23 protein-coding genes are annotated in these 26,185 nt (G+C 40.6%); 13 read left to right on the top strand and 10 right to left on the bottom strand.

Annotation, left to right across the window (positions count from 1 at the left end):
* The first annotated feature begins 19 nt into the window (after window positions 1-19).
* Window positions 20-1,312, top strand: a complete 1,293-nt coding sequence (locus ACQY4U_RS18330; protein ID WP_428330906.1) for an MFS transporter — start codon at window positions 20-22, stop codon at window positions 1,310-1,312.
* A 44-nt stretch (window positions 1,313-1,356) separates the two neighbouring features.
* Here the strand turns inward: ACQY4U_RS18330 and ACQY4U_RS18335 are convergent, their stop codons facing one another.
* Entirely contained in the window at window positions 1,357-2,175 is an 819-nt protein-coding gene (locus tag ACQY4U_RS18335) for an alpha/beta fold hydrolase (RefSeq protein ID WP_428330907.1), read from the bottom strand.
* A gap of 74 nt (window positions 2,176-2,249) precedes the next feature.
* Window positions 2,250-2,474, bottom strand: a complete 225-nt coding sequence (locus tag ACQY4U_RS18340; RefSeq protein ID WP_428330908.1) for a CDGSH iron-sulfur domain-containing protein — start codon at window positions 2,472-2,474, stop codon at window positions 2,250-2,252.
* 184 nt (window positions 2,475-2,658) lie between these two features.
* On the opposite strand from ACQY4U_RS18340, the gene ACQY4U_RS18345 reads away from it, so the two are divergent.
* A complete protein-coding gene (locus ACQY4U_RS18345) occupies window positions 2,659-3,408 on the top strand; it encodes a peptidoglycan-binding domain-containing protein (protein ID WP_428330909.1) in 750 nt (249 codons plus the stop codon).
* Here the strand turns inward: ACQY4U_RS18345 and ACQY4U_RS18350 are convergent.
* The 4 genes from ACQY4U_RS18350 to ACQY4U_RS18365 form a co-directional block, all read right to left on the bottom strand.
* On the bottom strand, window positions 3,405-4,082 hold the full coding sequence (locus ACQY4U_RS18350) for an arylesterase (protein WP_428330910.1): 678 nt from the start codon (window positions 4,080-4,082) through the stop codon (window positions 3,405-3,407). The two genes, ACQY4U_RS18345 and ACQY4U_RS18350, sit on opposite strands and share 4 nt — an antisense overlap.
* Before the next feature lie 9 nt (window positions 4,083-4,091).
* Window positions 4,092-6,647 carry an ABC transporter permease gene (locus ACQY4U_RS18355; RefSeq protein ID WP_428330911.1) on the bottom strand — a complete coding sequence of 852 codons (2,556 nt, stop codon included), beginning with the start codon at window positions 6,645-6,647 and terminating at the stop codon, window positions 4,092-4,094.
* 6 nt (window positions 6,648-6,653) lie between these two features.
* Window positions 6,654-7,343, bottom strand: coding sequence for an ABC transporter ATP-binding protein (locus tag ACQY4U_RS18360; protein WP_428330912.1), 690 nt, complete (start codon window positions 7,341-7,343; stop codon window positions 6,654-6,656).
* Window positions 7,344-7,528: 185 nt separating this feature from the next.
* Complete coding sequence (locus ACQY4U_RS18365) at window positions 7,529-8,131, bottom strand: GNAT family N-acetyltransferase (RefSeq protein ID WP_428330913.1); 603 nt, start codon at window positions 8,129-8,131, stop codon at window positions 7,529-7,531.
* A gap of 110 nt (window positions 8,132-8,241) precedes the next feature.
* Here ACQY4U_RS18365 and ACQY4U_RS18370 point away from each other — a divergent pair, with 110 nt between their 5' ends.
* The 6 genes from ACQY4U_RS18370 to ACQY4U_RS18395 all read left to right on the top strand — a co-directional run bounded on the left by ACQY4U_RS18370 (window position 8,242) and on the right by ACQY4U_RS18395 (window position 17,924).
* The gene (locus ACQY4U_RS18370) at window positions 8,242-8,703 is read left to right on the top strand and encodes a DinB family protein (protein WP_428330914.1); all 462 of its coding nucleotides are present in this window, start codon (window positions 8,242-8,244) and stop codon (window positions 8,701-8,703) included.
* Window positions 8,704-8,788: 85 nt separating this feature from the next.
* The gene (locus tag ACQY4U_RS18375; protein WP_428330915.1) at window positions 8,789-10,546 is read left to right on the top strand and encodes an ABC transporter ATP-binding protein; all 1,758 of its coding nucleotides are present in this window, start codon (window positions 8,789-8,791) and stop codon (window positions 10,544-10,546) included.
* Window positions 10,527-12,293 carry an ABC transporter ATP-binding protein gene (locus ACQY4U_RS18380; protein WP_428330916.1) on the top strand — a complete coding sequence of 589 codons (1,767 nt, stop codon included), beginning with the start codon at window positions 10,527-10,529 and terminating at the stop codon, window positions 12,291-12,293. Before ACQY4U_RS18375 ends, ACQY4U_RS18380 begins: the two co-directional genes overlap by 20 nt.
* A gap of 149 nt (window positions 12,294-12,442) precedes the next feature.
* Entirely contained in the window at window positions 12,443-13,147 is a 705-nt protein-coding gene (locus ACQY4U_RS18385) for an NUDIX hydrolase (RefSeq protein WP_428330917.1), read from the top strand.
* 178 nt (window positions 13,148-13,325) lie between these two features.
* Window positions 13,326-16,904, top strand: a complete 3,579-nt coding sequence (locus ACQY4U_RS18390; protein ID WP_428330918.1) for a PKD domain-containing protein — start codon at window positions 13,326-13,328, stop codon at window positions 16,902-16,904.
* Between the two features lie 3 nt (window positions 16,905-16,907).
* Window positions 16,908-17,924, top strand: coding sequence for a PorP/SprF family type IX secretion system membrane protein (locus tag ACQY4U_RS18395; RefSeq protein ID WP_428330919.1), 1,017 nt, complete (start codon window positions 16,908-16,910; stop codon window positions 17,922-17,924).
* Window positions 17,925-18,023: 99 nt separating this feature from the next.
* Here the strand turns inward: ACQY4U_RS18395 and rpoN are convergent, their stop codons facing one another.
* The gene (rpoN, locus tag ACQY4U_RS18400; protein ID WP_428330920.1) at window positions 18,024-19,499 is read right to left on the bottom strand and encodes an RNA polymerase factor sigma-54; all 1,476 of its coding nucleotides are present in this window, start codon (window positions 19,497-19,499) and stop codon (window positions 18,024-18,026) included.
* Between the two features lie 145 nt (window positions 19,500-19,644).
* Between rpoN and mscL the strand changes: the two genes are divergently transcribed.
* Window positions 19,645-20,055, top strand: a complete 411-nt coding sequence (gene mscL / locus ACQY4U_RS18405) for a large-conductance mechanosensitive channel protein MscL (protein ID WP_428330921.1) — start codon at window positions 19,645-19,647, stop codon at window positions 20,053-20,055.
* 207 nt (window positions 20,056-20,262) lie between these two features.
* On the opposite strand, the gene ACQY4U_RS18410 is transcribed toward mscL, so the two are convergent.
* Window positions 20,263-21,141 carry a ChaN family lipoprotein gene (locus ACQY4U_RS18410; protein ID WP_428330922.1) on the bottom strand — a complete coding sequence of 293 codons (879 nt, stop codon included), beginning with the start codon at window positions 21,139-21,141 and terminating at the stop codon, window positions 20,263-20,265.
* Between the two features lie 228 nt (window positions 21,142-21,369).
* On the opposite strand from ACQY4U_RS18410, the gene rpmH reads away from it, so the two are divergent.
* The 4 genes from rpmH (at window position 21,370) to tsaB (ending at window position 22,988) form a co-directional block, all read left to right on the top strand.
* A complete protein-coding gene (rpmH, locus tag ACQY4U_RS18415; RefSeq protein ID WP_184542896.1) occupies window positions 21,370-21,528 on the top strand; it encodes a 50S ribosomal protein L34 in 159 nt (52 codons plus the stop codon).
* 68 nt (window positions 21,529-21,596) lie between these two features.
* Entirely contained in the window at window positions 21,597-21,980 is a 384-nt protein-coding gene (gene rnpA, locus ACQY4U_RS18420) for a ribonuclease P protein component (RefSeq protein ID WP_428330923.1), read from the top strand.
* Complete coding sequence (gene yidD, locus ACQY4U_RS18425; protein WP_428330924.1) at window positions 21,977-22,219, top strand: membrane protein insertion efficiency factor YidD; 243 nt, start codon at window positions 21,977-21,979, stop codon at window positions 22,217-22,219. The genes rnpA and yidD overlap by 4 nt, the downstream gene beginning before the upstream one ends.
* A gap of 76 nt (window positions 22,220-22,295) precedes the next feature.
* Window positions 22,296-22,988, top strand: a complete 693-nt coding sequence (gene tsaB, locus ACQY4U_RS18430; RefSeq protein ID WP_428330925.1) for a tRNA (adenosine(37)-N6)-threonylcarbamoyltransferase complex dimerization subunit type 1 TsaB — start codon at window positions 22,296-22,298, stop codon at window positions 22,986-22,988.
* A 2-nt stretch (window positions 22,989-22,990) separates the two neighbouring features.
* Here the strand turns inward: tsaB and ACQY4U_RS18435 are convergent, their stop codons facing one another.
* Both ACQY4U_RS18435 and ACQY4U_RS18440 read right to left on the bottom strand, forming a co-directional pair.
* Window positions 22,991-24,424, bottom strand: a complete 1,434-nt coding sequence (locus ACQY4U_RS18435; RefSeq protein ID WP_428330926.1) for a DUF5723 family protein — start codon at window positions 24,422-24,424, stop codon at window positions 22,991-22,993.
* A gap of 128 nt (window positions 24,425-24,552) precedes the next feature.
* On the bottom strand, window positions 24,553-26,145 hold the full coding sequence (locus tag ACQY4U_RS18440) for a hypothetical protein (protein ID WP_428330927.1): 1,593 nt from the start codon (window positions 26,143-26,145) through the stop codon (window positions 24,553-24,555).
* Window positions 26,146-26,185: the final 40 nt, after the last annotated feature.

Below are 26,185 nucleotides of genomic sequence, written 5' to 3' on the forward strand. Positions count from 1 at the left end.
TAAGTATAAACCAAACATTATGGAAGAAAAAAAGGTGGGGAGCTACAGATGGGTAGTGGTTGTCCTTCTGTTTTTTGCTACATCAATTAACTACCTGGACAGGCAGGTTATCGGTCTGTTAAAGCCCATATTGGCTATTCAGTTCCACTGGACGGAGATTGATTACGGCAATATTGTAATGGCATTTTCTGCGGCTTATGCCGTAGGTTTACTGCTGTTCGGTAATTTTATTGATAAAATTGGTACAAAGTTAGGCTATACCATCTCTATCATTATCTGGAGTCTTTCGGCTATGCTGCATGCCATAGTTAAAAGTACTTTAGGGTTTGGCGTGGTACGGGTAGCATTGGGATTGGGCGAGTCGGGTAACTTTCCGGCGGCTATAAAAACCGTTGCGGAATGGTTCCCTAAAAAGCAGCGTGCCTTTGCTACCGGGCTTTTTAATTCGGGTGCCAACATAGGCGCCGTAATTGCACCCGTTCTTGTACCCTGGATACTGGGTATATATGGCTGGCAAATGGCATTTATTATTACCGGTGCCATAGGTTTTGTATGGCTTATCTTTTGGCGCATCTTTTACGAAGTACCATCAAAACATAAAAAACTTGGAGCAGCAGAATTTGAATTTATCCACAGCGATATAGACGAAGTTGTGGTTAAACCCGAAGATGAAAAAAAGATAAGATGGGTACAGCTTTTAGGCATCAGGCAAACCTGGACGTTTGTTGCCGGTAAACTACTCACTGATCCTATCTGGTACTTTTTTTTATTTTGGCTGCCCTCATATTTTGCAAGCACCTTTAATATCGACCTTAAAAAACCAAGCTTACCATTGGTTATAGTTTATACAGCAACTACCATTGGCAGCATTGGCGGTGGTTACCTGTCATCGTGGTTTATAAAAAAGGGATGGCCTATTTTTAAGGCCCGTAAGGTATCCATGCTGATCTTTGCTATTTGTGTAGTGCCCATTATTACGGCCCGCTTTGCTACAAATATATGGCAGGCCGTTTTTTTAATTGGTTTAGCGGCAGCGGCGCACCAGGCATGGAGCGCTACCATTTTTACAACTGCGTCAGATATGTTTCCTAAGCGGGCTATAAGTTCGGTTGTGGGTATCGGTAGTATGGCCGGGTCTGTTGGCGGCATATTTTTCCCGGCGCTGATTGGGGTTATATTGGAAGCCAATAAAAAAGCAGGCCATATACTTTGGGGCTATAATATAATCTTTACCATTTGCGGCTGTGCTTACCTGTTGGCATGGATAATTATGCATCTCCTGTCCCCAAAAATGAAAAAGGTGGAGTTATAAAATGATGGCTTAAAAGATAATTGGGGATTCAGCGATGGTTTAGGCTAAAGCGAATGGTGCCCGGTGCTGATGCTTTCTAAAAAATCAATCACGATAGCATTAAATTCGTCCGGGTGCTCCAGGTTGGGCATGTGGCCGGCATCTTCAATTATTGCCAGTTTGCAATTTTTAAGGCTTGCTTTTAGTTCTTCGGCCATTACAACGGGTGTAAACTCATCCTGGCGGCCAACTATTATCAGCGTAGGGATATTTATCTGCGGTAATACATCTGCTAAGTAATCAATTCTTTCGGCCCTTGCCCTTAAGGCTATTGCCGCAGCAGCAGGGTTGGTATCCTTCATCATGTTTATAACAAAGGCGGCTACTCCAGGCATTTCGGTAACATGTTCGGGCTTAAGCATTTTGTAAATTGCTTCTTCGGCATAGGCATCCATGCCCTCATTTTCAAACCGGGTGGCTGCATCATAACGGCCCTTTTTTACAGCAGGGGTATCTAATGATGCAAATGTATCGGCAAATATTAACGATTTGATCTTTGCCGGGGCCTGCCTGTATATTTCCATAATCACCTGCCCGCCCATGGATAATCCACCTAAGTGGAAACTATCTATCGCTAAATTATCCAGCAGTTTTAAAACGTCGGTTGCGTAATCCTCAAAGCTGGTTTTTGAATTTTCGGGCAAACTGCTTTTACCATATCCGCGCAGATCGGGCGTGATAACCTGGTAAAATGCTGATAACGCAACTGCCTGCGGCTGCCACATGGTATGGTCAAAGGGATGCCCGTGTATCAATACAACGGGCGTTCCCTTGCCTGTAATTTTGTAGTTTATTTCAATACCGTTAACTTTTACTTTTTCCATTTTGTGGTGATATTAAAATATAACAGCCCCTTTTTAAAGGAGATTTGAAAATAAGCAGATAAAATATTTATCGGTTAAACTTTTCGCGGAGGTAAGTCAAACGCTACAGCATTGTGCTCAAAGTGTCCTTTGTGGGCACCGTCACAAAATGGTTTATTAGCCGATAAGCCGCAACGGCAAATAGAAACAACGGTTCTGCCCTGCAAACCGTAAGGGTTGCCCTGCATATCTACAATTTCAAAATCCCCGTCAATTTTTACCGAGCCGTTGTTATTAATAGTCAATTTAGTTGTTGCCATAATTGTTCTTTTTTTGCGAAGATAAACATCCTGTGTTAGGTATATGGGGTAACTATTTAAATAAATTAAAAATAAAATCCCCTCTTGGCACCCCGTTAAAACACCCGGAGTAAATACCGTTAAAACACGGGGTGATAATTTGTTTAGAGTAATTAACTTTAAATGGATCAACCTTAATTATCCTATGCATTACCCCGGCTACGCTATTCAGCAAAATGAAATTGACATAACTGTTGTTAAATCTATTCAGCAACAGTTAAATGAAAAGGGCTGCGGCCCGCTTAAAGTTAATGGTGATTTTGACTTAGATACGCGCCATGCAATAGTTCTTTTTCAAACCCGCTTTACCGATCAGTATGGTAATCCTTTAAAAGCTGATGGCATAATTGGCCCTGTTACCTGGGCTACTTTATTTAACGAAGAATGCAACACGGTAATAACCGATGCACCAAATGGCTTGCTTGCAAATGTTTTGGATGTAGCCCGTTCTCAGGTTGGGGTAATGGAATTTCCAACAGGGAGCAATAATGGCCTTAAGATAAATAAGTATCAGGATTCGGCAGGTATACCGCATGGCGAACCCTGGAGCATGGCGTTTATTTACTGGTGCTTTAAACAGGCAAGCAGTAATCTTAGGGTAACAAACCCGGCATATAAAACAGGTGGCGTTATTGATATGTGGTGCAAAACAACCAGTAAAAGGATACAGGGTAATGATGCTAAATTAGATATCTCCTTAGTTTTACCCGGACAAATATTTATTATCTCTACAGGTGGCGGCAACGGCCATGCCGGGCTGGTGGAGAAGAACGAGAACGGTCTTTTAACTACCATTGAAGGCAGCATCAGCATTAATGCCAATTACGGCATTGGCGTTTTTAGACGAACCCGGCGCGTTGATGCAATTAATATTGGTTTTATTGAGCTGGATTAGATCAGTAAAGATTTTAACACCTGCCAAACATTATTACCTACAATTTTGGCACCTTCGGCAGTTGGATGTATGCCATCCTTTTGGTTTAATGCAGCCACACCACCAACATCTTTTAGTAAAAATGGCATAAGCGTCATTTTATTTTTTGCAGCCAGTTCAGGAAATATAGCTTTAAAACTTAAGGCATAGGCCGTACCCATATTAGGGGGCACCTGCATACCTAGTAGCATTAATTTTGCCTTTGGATATTTTGATTTAACGCTATCAATAACTGCCTGCAGGTTTTGGGTAGTTTCACTTACCGGGATGCCGCGTAAGCCATCATTAGCGCCAAGCTCAAGCACAAAAACATCAACCTTTTGTTTAAGTATCCAGGCAATACGGCCCTTGCCACCGGCAGATGTTTCACCGCTTACCCCTGCATTAACTACCTTGTAGGGCAGCTTAGCCGAATCTATTTTGTTTTGTACCGCACCAGGAAAAGCCTTTGAGGCATCATCCAAACCATAACCTGCTGTAAGGCTGTCCCCGAAAAAAAGGATCGTTTTTGCACTTGTTGAATCCGCAGTATTATTACTTACCGATGTGGTGTTAGTTGCAGCAGTTTTTTTATCGCCGCAACTGCTTATCAGCAAGGCAACGGTTAACAGGCCAATGATGTTTAATTTATACATTTCCGGGTATTACGATGTAGTTCTTAATATCTCTAAAGGTGGTTTATTGAGTGCGCCCCTGCTATTTAATAATCCTATAACAATAGTTAATAAGGTTATTATAAAAAACAGGATAGCTGCCGGTATTAAATTAATAACAAACGGAATTTCAAAGCTATATTTTGCTAATAACCAACTCCCACTTATAGCAATTACAATACCAGTTAAGGCTGATAGTGCTCCTAAAAATAAATATTCTAAAGCGGTAATGGCAAATATTTGTTTACGGCTTGCACCCAGGGTACGCAGCAGCACACTTTCTTTAATCCGTTGATATTTACTGATCCTTACTGATGCTATCAACACCACCACACCTGTAATAATACTAAAGGCGCTCATAAAGCGGATGATATAACTGATCTTATCCAACAGATCATCAACCACGGTTAAAACCAGCCCCAAATCGATAATGGAAACATTGGGAAAGCTTTTTACTACAGCCTGCTGGAACTTTGCAGATATAGCAGCCGATGGCACATGCGTAAGCAACACGCGGAACTGGGGTGCATCCTCCAATACGCCTTTCGGGAAAACAATCTGGAAATTGGTTTGGATCTTGTTCCAGTTCACCTGCCTTACGCTGCCTACTACTGCGGCCATATCAACACCCTGGACGTTGAATACCAAATGATCGCCAACGGTGATGTGGTTGCGTTTAGAAAAATTATCCTCTATAGAAACCGGGATTTCCTTACCTGCTCCGGTTGTGCCAACCCATTTGCCTTTAATGATCTTTTCGGTAGGCGAGAGCGAATCGCGGTAAGTTACCCTATACTCGTAATTATAAGCACGGGCGGGTACTTTAAGCGTACTGTCTTTTTTTACATCAGCCGCAGTTTTACCATTTACTTTTTCGAGCCTGATGGCAACAATCGGTACCTGCTGTATAACTGGTAAACCATTTTGCTTGGTTAACTGGCTGATTGCTTTTTCCTGGCTGGTTTGTATATCAAACAATATCATGTTTGATTGATTTCCGCTGGATGATAAACTCACTTGGTTAATCAAAATGCTCTGGATAAAGAACAGCGTACAAATAAAAGCAGTACTTAAGCCAATGGAAACAATAAGAATTATAGTTTGATTATTTGGCCTGTATAAGTTAGCAAACCCTTGTCGCCATAAATAACTCCAGGAACTTTTGATAAAAAGGCGCATCAGCTTCATTAAAAGCCAGGCCGTAAATGTGAGTATCAAAAAAGCTACCCCAATACCTATGGTGAAAAAGATACTTGCCAGCCAGCTGTTTAACTGTAAAAAAGAAAAGGTGATAATAAATAGCAGGATTAAAAGATAAACCAACCATCTTAAAGGGTCGCGTATAATGCTGACCTCCTCGTAGGAGATGCGCAGCGTATTTAAGGGTGATATATTACGGATAGAGATAAGCGGTAACAGCGCAAATAATACAGAAATGATAACCCCTAACAGGATGCCCTGCCCAATTGCCAGCCATGATATGGAGGTAGAGATGGTTAAGGGTAAAAAATCCTTCATCACCATTGGTAAAACGTGCTGTATGGATGTGCCCAACAGCGCACCTATTACAGAGCCTACAACGCCGATACCAACTATCTGGATCAGATAGATCAAAAATGCTTCGGATGCTTTTACACCTAAACAACGCATAATAGCAATAGATGCAATTTTTTCGCGGATGTAAATATGGATAGCACTGGCAACGCCCACGCAGCCCAATAACAAAGCTATAAACCCGACTAATGATAAAAAGCGGGTAAGGTCGCCAAAGGAGCGGCCTGTGTTTTCTTTGCGGGTTTCAATAGTTTCATAATTCATTTCGGCCTTGTCAAGCCTGGGTTCAATACTTTTAACCAGTTTGTCCATTTTTACCGGCCTGTCATACTTATAATAAAAAGTATAACTGATGCGGCTTCCTTTTTTTAATAAACCTGTTTTTGGCAGGTATTCCATCGGGATGTAAACAATAGGGGCAACGCTTGATGATACCCCGGTTTGTCCCGGCGCTTTATTCAGGGTACCCACAATTAAAAACGTAACATCCCCAACTTTTACCGAATCATTTACATGGGCATTAAATTGCAGCATCAGTATTTTATCAACCAATGCATATTTCCCTGTTTTAAATGTTTGTCCGGCTTTTTCGGGGGTAGTTTCTAAACTGCCGTAATACGGGAAACCGCCTTGTAAAGCCTTAACCTGCACCAACCTTGTGCCCTGGTTTTTAGGGAAATAGATCATGGAAGCAAAGCTTCTTTCTTCTGATCTTTTATCGCCTAATGAATCAAGCAGCGGCTTTATGGCCACGTCGGCCGGTTTGTTGCCTGATACTACCAAGTCTGCACCAATCAGTGTAGCAGCCTGGGAGTTAATATCGTTTTGCAGGTTATACCTGAACGAATATATAGCCACCAACGCGGCTATCCCGAAGATGATAGCTGATATAAAAAGGAACAGCCGCGAGCGGTTTTTACGGCTATCGCGCAGGGCCATTTCAAATAGCCAGGGGATATTTATTTTTCTTTTAATGATCTGATCGTTATCCATCGCAGCTTATCCGTTATCGGTTTTTTCGTCAGCTACTAATTTGCCGCCTTTAATACGCAGGATGCGCTGTGTTTTTGAGGCCAGTTCCAAATCGTGGGTAACCACAACCAGCGTTGTTCCGGCTTCCTTATTCAAATCGAAGATCAGTTTGATCACTCTTTCGCTGGTTTCGGCATCTAAATTACCGGTAGGCTCATCTGCAAATAATATTCTTGGGGCATTGGAAAATGCCCTTGCTAACGAAACCCTTTGCTGCTCGCCGCCTGATAATTGCATAGGGTAGTGGTGACTGCGATCGGCAAGGCCAACCTTATCCAACAGATCAAGTGAACGTGCCTTGATATTCTTTTCTCCGCGAAGCTCAAGCGGAACCATTACATTTTCAAGCGCCGTTAGGGTAGGCAGTAACTGAAAATTCTGAAAAATGAAACCAATATACTGGTTACGTACCTGCGCCCGCTGATCTTCGGATAAATTACTCAGGTTGATGCCGTTTAGCTCTACAATGCCTGAGCTTGCCCTGTCGAGCCCGGCACATAAGCCTAAAAGTGTAGTTTTACCACTTCCGGATGGCCCAACAATAGCATTGGTTGAACCAGCAGCAATTGAAAAATTTATATGATCAAGCACAGTAAGCGTTCGGCCGGCACTTTGATAGGTTTTGGTAAGGTCTGTAATATTCAGAATGGGTTCCACTATAATGCTTTTAATTGTATAGATAAATGTTGACTGTGTTTGTTACTTAAACAAGTTTAGTAAATATCCATCTATAAGCCGATACAGCATAAAAAAGTGCCGGATTTATAAACTATGACATAAATATGGCTGAAGCCAACCATTTTGCCAGAATGGATCGTACAAAACAATGTAGTCGGAACACCTTATAATTTAGCCTTTAAATTTTCTTTAACACCGTTTACCCATTCGCTTTTTAAAATGCTGAGCACTATTGAATCCCGGCGGCCACCTTCGGGCAATGGGGTGTTGCTGCGCAGCAGTCCTTCAACCGTACAGCCAATGCTTTTCATGGCGGCAATACTGCGCTCGTTACGTGCATCGGCCCTAAATTCAACACGCTCGGCACCTAAGGTTTCAAATGCAAATTGCAGAAGTAAAAACTTGCAGTGCTTGTTTAGTTTTGTACCCCTGAACTTTCCGCCATACCAGGTATATCCCAGTTGCAATGTTTGCATTTTAGGCTGAATATCGTAAAAGCGGGTGCTGCCGGCATAGCTTTGGGAAAGCTTATCAAAAACAATAAAAGGGTATTCAATACCTGTTGCCTTTAGGGTAAGTGCATCCTGTATATAGGCAAGCATACCATCGCGCCCTCTGCCGCCTTTTGACGAATATTTCCAGGTATCCTGTTCGTTCAAAGCAAAGGTTAAGAGATTATCAAGGTCGGTTTCCTGTAATGGTCTTAATAATACATGGTCGTCTTCAAGTATGTATTCGGCGTTGCGGTCAAAGTTTAAGGCAGGCATTTGTGTTTGGTATATATTGTTTACTGCCAAATTTGAGCAATTTGAAGCACAATAAGTAAAGGATGCTCCATTAATTTTACATTTGGCAATAAATCCAATCATAAATCAGCATGCTTTATCAATCGCTTACCGATCGTTTAAATAATCAGCATAGTGTTATCCAGCTATTTATTGATAAACTCAATGACGAACAGCTAAAACAGCAACCTGAACCTGGCAAGTGGAGTATTCACGATCAGATTGCGCACCTTGCAAAATACCAGCTATTATTTATTGACCGGATAGATTTGCTGGTAGCAGTTGATGAGCCAGAGTTTGAACGTTATGATGCCAATGAAGATACAAGCTTTGCGATTTATCAAAATTTAGCTACAACTGAGCTGTTGGCTTTGATCAATAAGGAGCGTGCGGTCATCATCCAAAATATCAATGGTTTATCTTCCGGTCAGCTTACCCGTACAGCCCGCCACCCCAAGTATGGAAATTTAACGGCGTTGGAGTGGACCGAGTTTTTTCTGCTGCACGAGGCACATCACTTGTTTGCTATATTTCAATTGGCACATACGTTTTAAAATATTTTTAATCATCAATCGTCATCATCTTTAAATAGCAATACATTATTATTTTTACCGAGTTTTATGCATAACCCCAACCCGAATGGCCCCACCCGATAATAAACCAAAACAACCCGGCATATTTAGTTTGCTTAAACCGTATTCGGGTTTAGTGAGCCTGCTTATATTGTTTGCGGTGTTCAGCAATAGTATTACCCTATGGCTGCCCAAAATCATTTCGCATGGTATTGATGATTATATCCATAGCATGGTAGGGCATTCGCACTTTGATGTTAACCCAACGCTTGTTAAGTTTTCATTAGCGGTGTTTTTTATTTTTGTGTTTACCTATCTGCAAAGTATTTTGCAGACCTATACATCCGAAAGGGTGGCCCGCGATCTGCGTACCCGGCTATCTGACAAAATATCTCGCCAAAGCAGTGTTTTTATTGACCAGGTAAACCCATCAAAGCTATTAACCAACCTCACTGCCGATGTTGATTCTATTAAACTCTTTGTATCTCAGGCCTTGGTTTCCATCGTATCGTCGGTGTTTATCATTATTGGCGCCAGCATCCTGTTATTAACTATAGACTGGAAGCTTGCACTTTGCGTTATTGCAATTATCCCCATTATAGGCGGTACATTTTTTTATGTATTGCGTAAGGTGCGTGCCCTGTTTAAGCTAAGCCGGGAGGTGATTGACTGGCTTAATAAGGTAATTAATGAAAGTATTTTAGGCTCGGCGCTTATCAGGGTTATTAACTCCCAGCAGTTGGAGTATAATAAGTTTTTATTGGCCAATACCAAGGCAAAGGATTACGGGCTTTCCATACTGCGGTTGTTTGCAGGGCTTATACCTGTAATAACCTTTACAGCCAATTTAGCGGCATTAACAATTCTGGCATTGGGCGGCCACTTTGTAATAAACGGCACCATGAGCCTGGGCGATTTTGCAGCCTTTAACAGTTACCTGGCGCAGTTAATTTTCCCAATTTTAGTTATCGGCTTTATGAGCAATATTATAGCACAGGCTACGGCATCGTTCCAAAGGATCAGCGTGGTTTTAGATACTGCCGATACTTCAGAAACCGGCACACTGGTTGAAGCCTTAAAAGGTAATATCGAACTAAAAAACATCTCTGTTTCGTATGGTCAAAAACCAGCTTTAAAAGATGTGTCGTTCAGCGTAAAGGCAGGTTCAAAAATAGCCATTATAGGCCCTACCGCAGCGGGTAAATCACAATTGCTATACCTGCTAACCGGGTTGATTAAACCTAAAAGCGGCGAAGTATTGTTTGATGATATTAATATTGATGATTACAATAGCGAATCGTTCCACAGCCAGGTAGGTTTTGTTTTTCAGGATAGTATTATTTTTAACATGAGCATCCGCGAGAACATTGCTTTCAGCGATACCGTTACCGATGAATCATTAGAAAAAGCCATTGAAACAGCTGAATTAAAAGGATTTATTGACGGCCTGCCCGAGAAATTGAGCACCATAGTATCTGAACGCGGATCAAGTCTTTCGGGCGGACAAAAACAAAGGATCATGCTGGCAAGGGCACTGGCTATTAACCCCAAAGTTTTATTGTTAGATGATTTTACAGCCAGGGTTGATGCCAATACGGAAAAGAACATATTAACCAACGTTCAAAAAAACTATCCGGGGATGACCCTGATCTCGGTAACTCAAAAAATAGCCTCCGTTGAGCATTACGACCAGATCATATTATTGATGCAGGGCGAAGTTATTGCCAGCGGTAAACACGATGAGCTTATGGCAAGCAGCCCGGAATACATACAGATATTTAATTCACAACAAAGCACCAGTAACTATGAACTACGATCTAAATGATCTGCAGGCGAAGGCTCCCAAAACTTCCACCTTCACATCGCTTAAAAAACTGTTGCAATTAATCTCGCATGAGCGGAGAAACCTGATATTAGCTTTAATAGCCATCCTTATTACCTCGAGCATTAACTTATTGGGGCCGCTGGTTATTGGACGCACTATTGACCATTATATTTTTGTACCTGTTAAAAATTATCATGGCGTGCTGGTAAATTGTGCCGTGTTATTCGGTATGTATCTTATATCGTTGGTTACCAGCTACTGGCAAACCATTTTAATGGGCGGGGTAGGGCAGCGCATGTTGTTTACGCTGCGTAACTCTATTTTTAATAAGCTGCAATTGCTGCCTGTTGGTTTTTTTAACCAAAACAAGGCCGGCGACCTGATCTCTCGTGTAAATAATGATACAGATAAGGTTAACCAGTTTTTCTCGCAATCGTTAATGCAGTTCATCGGTAGCATTGCTACCATGACGGGGGCGGGCATATTTTTGCTATCCATCAATTTCAAGCTTGGTTCGGCATCGCTGGCTCCAGCCGTGGTGATCTTATTGTTTACCAGTATAATATCCCCCTGGGTAAAAGGAAAAAATGCGAAGAACCTGAAAAGCGTAGGTGGCATGAGCGCCGAGATTCAGGAAAGCCTCAATAACTTCAGGGTGATCATTGCCTTTAACCGTCGTGATTATTTCCGTAAGAAGTTTGATGGGGCCAATAAGGAGAATTATAAAACTTCTATAGGTGCAGGTTTGGCCAATAACGTTTTTGTACCTGTTTACGGGTTGTTTTCGAGCCTGGCGCAACTGATTGTTTTGGCTTTTGGCATCTATTTAATTTCGATAGGGGAGTTTAGTATTGGTTTGCTGGTGAGCTATTTATCATACGCCAATAACTTTTATAATCCATTACGGCAATTAGCTGCATTGTGGACAAATTTCCAGGTTGCTATGGCCGGCTGGGACAGGATAGCGCAGATTCTATCCTTAGAAACCGACCTGGTTACCGTTGATAATACCATTGCAGAACCATCGGCAGCACTGCTGGAGTTCAGGAATGTTCATTTTGGGTACGATGATAATAAAGAGATTTTACACAATATCAGCTTTAAAATGGAGCGTGGTAAAACCTATGCATTGGTTGGCCCGACGGGTGGTGGTAAAACAACTACCGCATCATTAATAGCCAGGTTATATGATGCCAGTAAAGGAACGGTTTTGCTTGATGGGAAAGATATAAGAAGCTATGAAGCTGTTGAGCGTACCAAAAAAATAGGATTTATATTGCAGGAGCCATTTTTGTTTACCGGCACAGTTAGGGATAATATTTTATACGGTAATGAGCTTTATGTTGATTATACCAATGAGCAATTGGAAAAGGCCATACATGATGCCAATTTAGGTACGCTGCTTGCCATATTTGAGAGCGGACTTGATACCAAAGTGCTGAGCAGCGGCGATAGCATAAGCCTTGGCCAGAAGCAGTTAATAGCCTTTATGCGTGCCGTTTTGCGCAACCCTGAATTGCTGATTTTGGATGAAGCAACCGCCAATATTGATACCATTACCGAAAAACTTTTAGGCGATATTTTAAATAACCTGCCGGCATCAACCACAAGGGTTATTATTGCGCACAGGCTAAATACAATTGAGAACGCCGATGAGATATTTTTTGTGAATTCGGGTGAGGTGATCCTTGCGGGATCATTTGACGGGGCTATGGACCTGTTACTGCATGGTAAAAGGGTAAGTTGATTTTTTTTGTTCGACAAAGGAATTAAGTTGTTAATAGCGATGATTTTTATATTAATTACCATTTATTAAGGACTTTAACTACTTTCCGGAATTGGAACTGAATTTTCAATAATTATTTTTACAATTGTAAATAAACTATAAACCCAATTATGCAGAGATATACTGGTCAAAAACGAATATTGATAGCAACTGATTGTATCATCTTCGGATTTGATGGATGGAACTTAAAATTATTGCTGGTTCAGCGTAATATTGAACCTGAGCGAAATAAATGGAGTTTGATGGGCGGCTTTATACAACCATCTGAAAGTCCGGAGGATGCTGCCAATCGTGTTTTAGAACTGCGTACAGGTTTAAAAAATGTTTACATGGAGCAGTTCCAGGTTTTCGGAAAGCCCGACCGTGACCCTGTTGAAAGAACTTTATCAGTTGCTTACTTTGCGCTTATTGATATTCATCAGTACGAAAAGCAGCTTAACGACGAGTACCACGCCGAGTGGTTTTTGCTAAATGAAATGCCCGACCTGATATTTGACCATGCCGAAATGGTTAAACTTGCACAAAGACAATTACGTTATAAGGCAGCCTTGCACCCTATACTATTCCAACTATTACCCGAACGGTTTACCATACCACAATTACAGGCACTTTATGAGGGCGTTTATGATACCTCATTTGATGACCGGAACTTTAGCCGTAAATTATTATCGACAGGTTTGTTAGTTAAACAGGCTGAAAAGGATAAGTTTTCGTCAAAAAAAGGGGCATTTTATTATAAGCTCGATCAATCCCATTATACCGAGAACTTTGAACGTTTTTTAAACTTAGTGCCCAACCCCGATAAGTTTTTTTAGGTAGTGCAATTAATATTGCTGTAACAATAGCGTATTATTGAAGGCTAAATACTGCTTTTGATATTATTTTTTTGTGGTAACTGTGTTTTCATTCAAAGCTTTATGTATTTTTAAATCCCCAATTTATTCATCGTCAATTAAATAAATTGGATTATACCAATTAATACTGTTGAGCAGGGTGAAAATATTAGTACGTATTGTAGCAGTTATTATTGTTGTGTTTTGCTTTGTATGCCAAACAAAGGCACAAAATACTACCAATAGCGGTACTGAATTTTGGACGGCCTATATGGATCATAACAATGGGGCCAGTAAAGATGGCACCGGGGCCGATGGTGGCAGCTTAATGAGCCTTTATATCACATCAACGGTAAACACATCCGGAAAGGTTGAAATTGTTGATAATAGTTTTCCTGCTATTTCATTTAACGTTGCAGCCAACCAGGTAACTATAGTAACCATACCCCCAGCGGCTTTTTTAGCTTATGCGGGCGTTGCCAATAAGGGTATCCATATTACGTCTTTAAAACCTATTGCCATATATGCACACATCTATGCTTTTTCGGTTTCGGGGGCTACATTATTGTTACCCGTGAGTACTTTGGGAAAAGATTACCTGTCTATCAATTACACCCAAAAATCAAATGCCCCTGCTAATGCTCCGGCCTACTCATCATTTATAGTAGTAGCAACCGAAGACAATACTACCGTACAAATAACCCCTGCAGCTAATTTGGGAGATGGTAACACAAAGGGTGCTACGTTCAAGATTTCGCTTAGCAAGGGCGAAATTTACCAGGGCCTTTCATCAAGCGATTTAACGGGTACCATCATAACATCAATAAATTCTGCAACGGGAGGCTGTACTAAAATTGCCGTTTTTTCGGGCAGCTCAAGGTTAAATATAGGATGTAACGTTAATAACGTAACATCTGATAATCTTTTTCAGCAGGTTTATCCAACAGCATCATGGGGAAAAAATTATATCACTGTTCCACTTAAAAACAGGGGTTATGATATTTTCAGGATCATACTGAGTAATCCAGCCGCCACTACTGATCCTAATGTGATGCTTAACGGGGCTAAACTTTCCATTAATCAGTTTATAAACGGGTACTATGAGTTCTCATCAAACTCGCCCAATATAATTTCGGCAGATCAGCCAATCCAGGTTGTTCAGTATGCGGTAACGCAGGGTGATGGCCTAAACTGCGGAAATATCCCGGGAGATGTGGGCGATCCGGAAATGATCTACCTGAACCCCCTTGAACAAACGCTTGACCGCGTTACTTTATACTCAACCGGGAACTATCAAATTAGCAGCAGCTATATCAATGTGGTTATAAAAACCAACGCAGTACCAACGTTTATGCTAGATGGGGCACCCTATACCAACTTTACAACCTTAGATAGTAATCCTTTATATTCTTATGCACAGATTTCCGTGCAGTCTGGTCCGCAGGATATTCAGTCGCTATCCGGAAACAGCAGGGGTACCCACACGTTAAGTGCCGGCGATGGTTTTAATGCTATTGCGTATGGTTTCGGCAATCATGAATCGTACGGTTACGCTGCGGGAACAAACCTGCAAAACCTGAATGAAAACATTACGCTTGCCAGCCCGGTAAATGATACCATAACGCAAAATAATGGCTGTACCGGCACAACCTATAAGCTGCAATTAACCCTGCCTTATCAAACCACAAAAATTACCTGGGATTTTAAAAACGGCACTACATATACCGATAATGCCCCGCAGGTAGTATCAACATTTACCCGGGGCACGCAATTGCTGTACCGTTATCAATATTTTAAACCGGTAACCTACATTAAACCCGGTGATACCACAGTTGTTGCAACGGTTTTTGACCCGGTTGCAGGCACCTGCGGTAATAACGAGGTTATTGAATTTGATTTTAATATATCAGCGCCCCCGGTTGCTAACTTTAGCTTTGATAGCTCGTGCCTTGGTGACTCATCTATATTTATTGATAAAACCAGTGTTAATGGCAGTTTTATAAAATCATGGCTTTGGGATTTTGGCGATAATACCACATCAATACAGCAAAATCCCAAACATAAGTATGCAAACCCGGGCACTTACAAGGTAAAGTTAACGGTTGCCAATGTTAATGGCTGCGGCACTGATACAACGCAATCAATTTACATAAGCCATAAGCCCGTAGCCGCTTTTACGGCATCAACGCCTGATTGTACTGGGCAAAACGTTACGCTTACTGATCAGTCTACATCAATTGATGGCAAAATAACTCAATGGATATGGAATTATGGCGATGGAAAAATTGATACCCTTACTAACAGCAATCCTGTAAATCATAAATATTTAAATACGGGAACCGATACCGTTACTTTAAAGGTTACTATAAGCGGGGGATGCTCATCAACCACCACCCAGGTTTTAAATGTAAACCCTGCTCCATTGGTTGATTTTGTTTTGCCTGATGTTTGTTTAAGCGATACATACGCACAGTTTACCGATAAAAGTACGATTGCCGATCATACGGAAGCTAACTTTACCTACTTGTGGAATTTTGGTGACCCAAATGCAAATGCATCGAACCCCAATACGTCAACAATGCAAAATCCTACACATAAATATACGCAGGCAAGTAACTATCAGGTAACGTTAACCGTTAAATCAAAGTACGGCTGTACTTTTTCTGAAACACAGCCGTTTACGGTAAACGGCGATATACCTAAAGCTGCTTTTTTAGTAGAAAACAGCGCAAACTTATGTAGTATGAATGATGTAATATTTGATGATCAGTCTACAGTTAACTTTGGTAACATCACCAAAATAGTTTGGTATTATGATTATAACAATCAGCCTGCAGATACGGTTGTAATTAAAAAAGGTGCTATCCCGGCCGATCGTAAATTTCACCATAATTATGGTTTGTTTAATTCGCCGCTAACCAAATCATACGCAGTGCGCATGGATGTATATTCGGGGCTAACCTGCGTAAACTCAACCCAGCAAAATATCACGTTAAAAGCAAATCCATTGGTTAAGCTATCAGCAATTGGTCCTTTGTGCCAAAGCGACCAGGCGATACAGATCAATGTTGATAAAAACGGCTTTACCGGTACTGGTGTTTTTTCGGGTACCGGGGTATCCGCAAGCGGCTTGTTTGATCCTATAGTATCCGGGCCGGGCACGTTTACTGTTAATTATGTTTTTACAGAACAAAACGGATGCGATTACTTAACTACCGAACAAGTAGTGGTAAATGCAGCACCGGTAGTATCAGCAGGTGCAGATATTCACATGCTGGAAGGCGGGCAAACCGCTATAAATGCTACAGCAACGGGGGATGGGCTTACCTATAAATGGACACCATCAACCGGGATCGACCATGATGATGTATTAAAACCAATCACCAGCCCATCCGAAAACATAACGTATACATTGCTTGTTACCAACGCATCTGGTTGTTCGGCATCTTCATCAGTTAATGTTACGGTGCTTAAATACCCGGTAATACCATCGGCATTTACCCCTAATAATGATGGTATAAATGATACCTGGAATATTAAATACCTGGATACTTATCCAAATAATACAGTTGATATATACAACCGATACGGAGAAAAAGTATATTCGTCTATTGGTTACGCAATTCCATGGGATGGACGATACAAAGGTGCCGACCTGCCAACGGGAACTTATTACTATATCATCAATCCCAAAAGCGGTCGTAAAGCTCTTTCAGGCAGTGTAACTATCATTAGATAATAAATGAAGAAATTTTTATATTTATTACTGGTATTTGTTTTTTGTATAGAGGTTGCCGGGGCCCAGCAAAGGCCGCAGTACACGCAATATGTTTTTAATAACTATTTGCTAAACCCAGCGGTAACAGGTATTGAAAACTACACCGATGTTAAGGCAGGATACCGCAGCCAGTGGACAGGTTTGAACGGCGCGCCAGTAACCAGTTACCTAACTATAAATGCACCTTTAGGATCCAATTTTTTACAGGGCGATGCGACTGCCTTCCCGGCCAGCGGGGGTGAAAACCCATCGAGCAGGTTGTATACCCAGAACTATATGGCTGCTGAGCCGCATCACGGCATCGGTATGACGATAGTTACCGATCAGACGGGCCCTATTACCCAAACCAATATTGATGCCACCTACGCTTACCACCTTGGCTTGACAGATCGTGTAAACTTAGCGGTAGGGGTATCGGCGGGGGTGAGCCATATCAGTTTAAATACTTCCGAGATTACGACCGAAAACCCACTTGACCCTGCCATAAGCAACGGTAATAACAGCCAGTGGAAACCAGATTTAAGTATAGGTGTATGGATGTATTCATCAACCTATTACTTTGGTGCTTCTATTCAGCAGCTTTTACCTCAAAATCTTTATTTCAGTACTAATAATTCTTATAACCAAAGTAAAACGGTGCCCCAGTATTTTTTAACCGGTGGCACAAAGATTTTCATGACGGACGATATTACCCTGTTGCCCTCATTTTTAATAAAGGTAATAGAACCAACCCCGGTTACTTTTGATATTAATGCCAAGTTCTCTTTCAGGGATAAATTTTGGTTTGGTGGATCGTACCGCCGTAATGATTCGTTTGGAGTATTGGCTGGTGTAAATATCAGCTCATTTATCAACATCGGCTATTCGTACGATATTACAACTTCGGGTCTTAATACCGTAAGTAACGGCACGCACGAAATTGTGATAGGCTTGCTTTTAAACAACAGGTATAAAGTAACCTGCCCGCAGCACATGTTTTAATCCCCTGCTTCCGAAGGGGGAGTTAAACTTACCTAATAAAAAGAATGCCCTGACTTTTATTAAAATCAGGGCATTCTTTTTATTAGATAGCAGTGGCGGTTATAATTCCTTCCTTAACCTGGCAACCGGGATATTCATTTGTTCGCGGTATTTGGCTACGGTACGGCGGGCTATATTGTAACCTGCATCTTTTAATATTTCGGTCAGCTTTTCATCTGCCAATGGATGGCGCTTATCTTCAGATCCTATATGTTCCTCTAAAATCTTCTTAACCTCTTTGTTTGATACTTCTTCGCCGCTTTCGGTTTGGATAGCTTCGGAGAAGAATGATTTTAACAGGAATGTACCAAATTCAGTTTGTACGTATTTTGAATTGGCAACCCGCGATACGGTTGATATGTCCATACTGATCCTATCGGCAATATCCTTAAGGATCATTGGTTTTAAATTTTTATCATCACCAGTTAAAAAAAACTCGTACTGGTACTGCATTATAGCGTTCATTGTTTTTAAAAGCGTTTGCTGGCGCTGTTTAATGGCATCAATAAACCATTTGGCCGAATCAAGTTTTTGCTTTACAAACTGAACTGCTTCTTTTAGTTTTTTATCCTTTGCCGATGCTTTATCATAATGCTCAAACATCTCCTGGTAGGAGCGGCTTACCCTAAGTTCGGGCGCATTTTTTGAGTTTAGGGTAAGTATCAGGATCCCGTCGTTGTTGATGATATGAAAATCAGGGATCACCTGCATCTGCTTGGTGTTTATCTCGTTCGAGTCGCCTGGTTTAGGGTTAAGCTTTAATATTTCATTAACCACACCCCTAAGTTCAACAGAGGTCATGTTTAATGATTTCTCGAGCTTATCATAATGCTTTCGCGTAAACTCATCCAGGTAATGCTCAACTACGTTTATTGCTTTTTTTACAATAACGTCATTTGGGTCTTTTTTTCTTAGCTGTATCAACAGGCATTCCTGTAAACTGCGTGCACCAACGCCGGCGGGGTCAAAGCTTTGAATTACTTTAAGCATATCCTCCACCTCATCATCCTCGGCCATCACATTCTGCGAAAAGGCAAGGTCGTCGGTAAGTGACATAATGGGCCGGCGCAGGTAACCATCATCATCAAGGCTGCCAATAATCTGTTTGCCTATCCTGAAATCTTTGTCAGATAGCGGTAAAAGATCAAGCTGCTGCTGCAAGCTTTCAAAAAAAGAGCTCTGTACAGCAATAGGTATTTCCTTACGTTCGTCTTCATCATCGCCATTTTGATCATAGCGCGATCCGTATTCGTTTAGGTTATCCTCCTGCAGGTAATCATCAATGTTAAACTCATCTGCTTCGCCTTTTTCCTCATCACCGTTATAAGTGTCTTCTTCAGGGTCACGGTCAGGATACTGTTCTTCCGGCTCGTTTAGGTTGGTCAGGCTCAGATCTTCAAGCGCAGGGTTTTCTTCCAGCTCTTCTTTGATGCGGGTATCCAATGAAACGGTAGGCACCTGCAGCAATTTTATAAATTGTATTTGCTGCGGCGAGAGCTTTTGTAAGAGTTTTTGTTGAAGGTTCTGTTTAAGCATAAATTAGATCGCGTCAAAAATACATCAATTACCCCTAACTAAGAAATTCTTCGGATAATGTGATGAATGTAGTTAATGCAAAAGGAAATATTTTGTTTGTTTACTTTAATAATTTTATAACTTTATTCAACTTAATTAGTAATACATGGCGTTTGTTAAAGAATTTAAAGAGTTTGCCATGCGGGGCAATGTGGTTGACCTTGCAGTGGGTGTTGTTATTGGAGCGGCTTTTGGGAAAATAGTTACCTCGTTGGTAGCTGATATTATTATGCCCCCAATAGGCTATATTACAGGTGGTGTTGATTTTTCAGAAAAAAAGATTGTTTTGAAAGATGCTGACCCTGCCCATAAGGTTTTAGAAACAGCTATTCATTACGGTAACTTTATAAATGCAATCATCCAGTTCCTGATCATCGCTTTTTGTATTTTTATTGTGGTTAAAGGTATCAACTCCATGAAAAAGGAGGAAGCGCCTGCCCCGGCACCAGATCCGGCTCCAAGCAACGAAGAAGTTTTACTTACCCAAATACGGGATTTGCTGGCTAAAAAAGCATAACAGCTATTTTTGATACATAAGAGGTTATCAAATTCAGTTTCAGCAAAACTTGCTAAATATTATCTTAGATATCTCTGTGTCTTAGTGCGCTCCGTGGTAAAATTAACCGCAGAGCGCACTAAGAATGGCACAAAGAAACACGGAGATGCTTGAGTGTAAAATATTATGCTCCGCAACTTTTTTTGATTCTACTTCTAATACAGCCTATTAAAAGCTTTTAGGAAGCTTTGGATCGGTTAGTATAATATAATCACCATTCTTGCTGAATTTGCTCCAGTCGGGGTTGTCAAAGCTATCGTCAGCGTACGCCGCAATATTTAGTAGCCTTACTTTGGGGTAATACTTTTTTAATTGGGCAACTGCACCTAATTTTTCTTCGCTGTGGAATCCGCCGTTAAGCTGTAATACCTTGTACCCGTTATGAGCCTTTATAAACTGTGCTATTGACCATCCCATGGTAGCATCCCATAAATTTTGCGCCTGGTACATCTGCATGCCGCCCATACTGCCGTGCCCGCCCATTATTTCGCCAAATTTATCGTAGTAGGCCCCGGTTGCGGTATCAATAGGTAGGGGTGGTAAGTATGATTTTCCTGTTGCACTTAATAGCTGCAGGCTGGTTAGTCCCTTCCTATTAACCATATTGGTATACCTTGCCGGTGCATTAGCTGCAATTACAGGTACCTGGGTTATTTTGGCCAATTCAATCATCGGGCGGTAGTCTTTATAATTGGGCCATGTACGGGCATCAATTAAAAAGTTCTTTTCGCGGATAAGGCCTTTTAAATATTCATCCAAAACATTCTGGCAATCGGTTTCAAACATCTCCATTGATAAGGCGGTTTTCCCCGGGAATTTTTCAGCCAGTTTTTTTAATAAAGTATATTCCAGGTAATGCGCTGTGGAGTCGTTGTGCTCTTCACCAAAAAATAAAATATCGGCCCTGGCCATATCTTTTATTATATCGTCTGCTGATACAAGTTTTTGTTTTGAGGTACTGTATATTTTATAATGACTGGCTAATGAATCCTGTGAGAGTGCATAAAAGGGGAGTATAAGGAGTATTAAAAGGGATTTAATTTTCATGCCGTAAATTTGGGTGATGCTCAAAGTTATTAATAAGATTGCTAACAAGTTTTAAGTATTGTTAACTTTGGGCATTAATATAAGCGGATTAGTTATCAACTATTGTGCTTTTTTCAACATAATGAAGCTCAGGCAGGTAAATAAACTGTTAACTTATGTTTGAAATAATTAAAAAATACAGTACATTTGCGCTCTTGTTTTAAAAAGGACGAATAGAATAAAATAGCCATGAAAAGAACGTTTCAGCCCTCACAAAGGAAAAGAAGAAATAAGCACGGTTTCCGTGAGCGCATGTCAACTGCTAACGGCAGAAGAATATTAGCAGCAAGAAGAGCTAAAGGCAGAAAGAGATTATCTGTTTCTGACGAGGGTAGTCATAAAGCATAACGCTGGTTGCTTTCTCCAAACTGGGGTTTGAACCGGTTATTTAATTAATTTCGGTTCAGGATCAGTAGATGTATACTTTTAAAAAAGAAGAACGGTTATGTAATAAGAAGCTTATTGACAAGCTTTTTCATAACGGCTCTTCTTTTTTGTGTTATCCCTTCAAGGCCTCGTGGCTTATAGCCACCAGCCCGCAGCAATTTCCTGTACAGGTTTTATTTTCGGTTTCCAAAAGGCGTTACAAACGCGCTGTTGACCGTAATTTAATAAAACGCCGTATGCGCGAAGTTTACCGGCTTAGCAAGCAGCAATACCTTTATGATTTATTGAACAGTACCGATAAAAAGATCGTACTCTCATTAGGATTTATTGGGAAAGATATTGCTGAATATGAATTTGCCGAAAAAAAGATGCTGAAGCTTTTAGCCCAGTTAGCTGTGGAGATTGCCAAATGAAAACCATTGGCAATATATTAAAAACCATAATTGGCTATTTTTTTATTGCCCTTATAAAAATATACCAGTATTTTATTTCGCCATTGTCTGCCGCAACGTGCAGGTATACGCCCACTTGTTCGCAATACGGTATTGAAGCAGTAAAAAAACATGGCGCTTTTAAAGGCGGATGGTTAACTTTGAAGCGGATTGCCAGCTGCAACCCATGGGGTGGGCACGGGCACGATCCTGTACCTTAACAAGCAGCCGATGTTTTTTAAAGATCAAGTTTAAACTAAACTGAAATTTAAAGCGTCCATACTTTTCACTTTACAAATGAGCCTGATACTACAAATAGAAACCGCAACCACTGTATGTTCTGTCGCTATCGCGAGGGATGGAAAGATCTTAGCTTTTGAGCAGGTAAATGAGCGGAATTTACATTCTGCAGTAATTACACGTTTTATGGAAGATATGACGGCATCGTTAGGCATTGCCTTTAACGATCTGGATGCCGTAGCGGTAAGCTGCGGGCCGGGTTCATATACTGGGCTGCGTATTGGTATATCAACCGCTAAGGGGCTCTGTTTTGCTTTGGATAAACCACTAATAGCCATTGAAACCCTACAAGCTATGGCCTATGGTGTTATAAATAATGAAGATCATCAGCTTGAACCCGGTACACTGTTGTGCCCTATGATAGATGCCCGGCGCATGGAAGTTTATACCGCCATTTTTAAGTTAGACGGCACGCAGATAAAACCAACAGCAGCAGAAATAATTGACGAAAACAGCTTTAGCGACCTGCTGAAAAGTAATAAAATATTATTTTTTGGTGATGGTGCTGATAAGTGCGAAGATGTTTTAGGCGTAAATGCTAATGCGCAGTTTTTAAACGGCTTTACAAATTCGGCTACTTATTTAACCACTAAAGCGTTTGAGAAATTCCAAAACAGGCAATTTGAAGATGTGGCTTATTTTGAACCTTATTATCTTAAAGATTTTATCGCCGGGAAAAAGGGGGTATAAAATTAATCGTCTGTTTTAAATATACGTCCCCATAAACGGCCAAAGAAACCCTTTTCGCCGGTGTTCATGGTGCTTGAATTCATTGGGTGCTCAATTACCGGCCCAAATTTAACCGCAAAACCTAAAAAGAAATCGGCCCCGGTAAATGAACCATTTTGAAAGGTTTGATTGGTGCTCTTGTTTAACTCGCTACCTAATAAACTTACACTTTGTGCTAATTTATCTGTGCCTATATAAAACTCAAAGTTGGGCGTTTTGAGCATAAACTGCGCACCCAAGTTAAACAGTTTCATATCATCATAAGTAGCAGTTAAGGTTGCCACGTATTTTTTATATTGAAAAGGGTTAACTAATGCGGCTGTAAATCCCGGGTAAAATAACTCTTTTGATGCGATTAGTGTAGGCGAATACGTGAACTCATTATTCTGATCGATAAAATAGCTCCGGTAAACGCTTATTTCGGCCCTGCCGTCAATTGGTGTTGTAAATGAGCCAATGGTTTGGTTACTATGGATTATTTTGTAAACTGAATTATAAATGCTGTCCTCGCGGCCTCTGGTTGATAAACCTCTTATACTGCGCGTATCATCAAAATTATAAATGCTTGAACGGCTGCTCCAATGGATAAACCCCAGGTCTTTTACATTGCCCTGTATTAAAAATCCATCTTCGGTTTTAAACGAACCGCCCATTGTAATGGATGCGCCCGGGTTCCTGAAATTTGGTAAATAATCCCTCGGCGTTAAATGGCCTGGAATATAGCTTGAATGGTAAACACCTTGTAGCGCAACCACGGCCGAATCATTTAGCTTATCAAACGCGATGGATGAGTTGGTGATATTTACTTTTTCATACTGTATACCCGAAAGTACGCTTAACTTAAACCCGAAAGCAAATTGTTTATCAATCTTTTCGCGGTAGGTATATGAAAACTGGTGGTACGATTGGAAATAAAAGTTATCATTAAAAATATTGGCATAACTATTATTTTTAAAGCTGGTTGTCCCGTTAAAAACTGCCGCGGTTTCATCTGTAAAAATACTCTTGCCTTCGCCTTTTATCTGCCACGAAAATCCCATCTCAACGTCACCGTTTAGGCTGGTGAACATTTTGAGCATCAGTACATAAGCATTGGCATTTAAGTTGGCATGGTTATATCTGCCCTGCCCTACCTGTAATGCGGAGTTATCGTACTTATAATTAAATACCCTGTTTTTTATGGTAGACTGCGCATTGCCGGTTACATAAAAGTTCGTATTGAAATTTGGAACCAGAAAATTAAAGGCAAACTGCTTGCTTGAATCTGTTATAAAGGCTTTTTGTGATGGGTTTTCAAAAGAGTCGTATAAGGTACCTGTGTTATACTGGGAAAACTGCTGGGCAAATATTGTAGAGGAGAGTAGGAGTAAACAAAAAGCAAGTAAAATCTTCTTCATATATCGCGCTGTACCTTGGGGCTTCTATAACCGTCTTAAAGATAAAATTACAATTCGATTAATTGAAAAATAATCGCAATTAAACCATTTAAACGTAAACTAAGCATTATAGTTGTACAAAACAGGGCTTATTTTGCTTTATTTTGAACTGTATCTGTATTTAGTTTGGTGCAAAAGTTGGTGTAAAAATTTTTATCCGCTGCTGATAATTGGATCGATGCCGAATAAAAGTTTTTCCATCCCGGCTCGTTTGTTTTAAGCTCATCATAAATGCCGGGATATAGGTCGCGCTCAAAAATCGGCATTGAGTTTTTGAAATTTATAAAGAACGATACATTGCTTTGGCCGGCTAAAAGTTCGTCAAACTGATTATACTGGTCATTTTTACTTAAAAACTTTCGGTTTATGTAGCTGTCGTAATAGCTCTTTAATTCTACGGGGCTATTTGCCATTATCAAATAGTTGTCTATAATAATAAAATAAGGTTTCCTAAACACGCTGAATGAATCGCCCAGTAAAAAGAAAGGTAATTTATTATAATTTAACTGCCCGGAGTGCTCATCGGTCATGGTACTTATGGCTGTGATGAGTAGCTTAAGCTTAGAGCCATCTTTAACAGATACAATGGCAAATTTTTCAAAAAAGCGGGTGGTTACAATGGCAAACTCATTAGCCAGCAGGTTATTAAACTCTGTTTTTATACTGCTGCCTGTTTCTGCTTTTATCTTGTCGAAAAGCAGTGCTTTTTCGTTTTTTAGCCCTGCTTTAACATGCCATTCGGCTATAGCTGTTCCGAATTTTAACGGGTCAGAAACCGCGAAGCTGGTACTGTAAGCGGTAGTTGAAGGAAAAATATCTTTTAAATGGTTAGTAACCGGCTTTTGCCCGGCAAAAATGGTCAGATAACTCGGTGCTTCATTTTGCTGAATAGTGGTTGAGCCATTAAACATTAATGCATCGCTGCGGTAGTTTAAGCTCAATGCAGCCTGGGCAGGCAGCAGCCTGAAACTTTTAAAAATATCGGAGTTCTTGTTTTTAAAAAGCTGATCAAACAGCAGATTAAGCCCGGCATAGTTTACATAAAGATTAGCCAATGAATTGGTACTTTGCTGTTCAGAAAGTAACACAAAGCTTTGCTTATCCTTTTTGTTTTTATACAGGGAGCTTTCATCTATCAGTTCTTTTGAAAAACTCCCTGCAAAAACATTTTCACCGGTGTTAATTACATAAAAGCGTTTCTTTAAAACGTTTATGTAAATATTATAACCTTGTTTGCCATTTAAGTGTAAGGGCGTAATCAGCAAGCCGCTGTTGGGCTGCCGTGCTAACTGATCAACCGCTGTTGTGGTAAATCCTTTTGATGGCGACAATGAAAGCAGCAGGTCAATATTATTTGTTTTGGATGGATGAACGGAGATGAAAATATTTTGCCCGTCAAAATACTCGGCCAGTAAGGGGTTATTGATTAACTGCTGCCTAAGCGTATCCAACTGGCCAATTTTCTGTTTGCCAATAACTGCGGCCAGCAACTTATTGTTGTTGAAAATATCGTAAAAGCCCTTGTCATTATTGAACTCAAATATCAGCGAAGCATCATCAGGGATAGATTGAATTACCTGGCTGGTACGTGTGCCGGGTGGATTTAAATTTTTAAAATAAACAACCGTTACATACGCAGTAGCTACTAATAAAATTATGGTGATAATAATTTGTTTTTTCATTACTGATTGCCCTGCAAATGTAGTTTATTTGAACTGTAGG

This window comes from Mucilaginibacter sp., from assembly GCF_965277465.1.
Lineage (GTDB): Bacteria > Bacteroidota > Bacteroidia > Sphingobacteriales > Sphingobacteriaceae > Mucilaginibacter.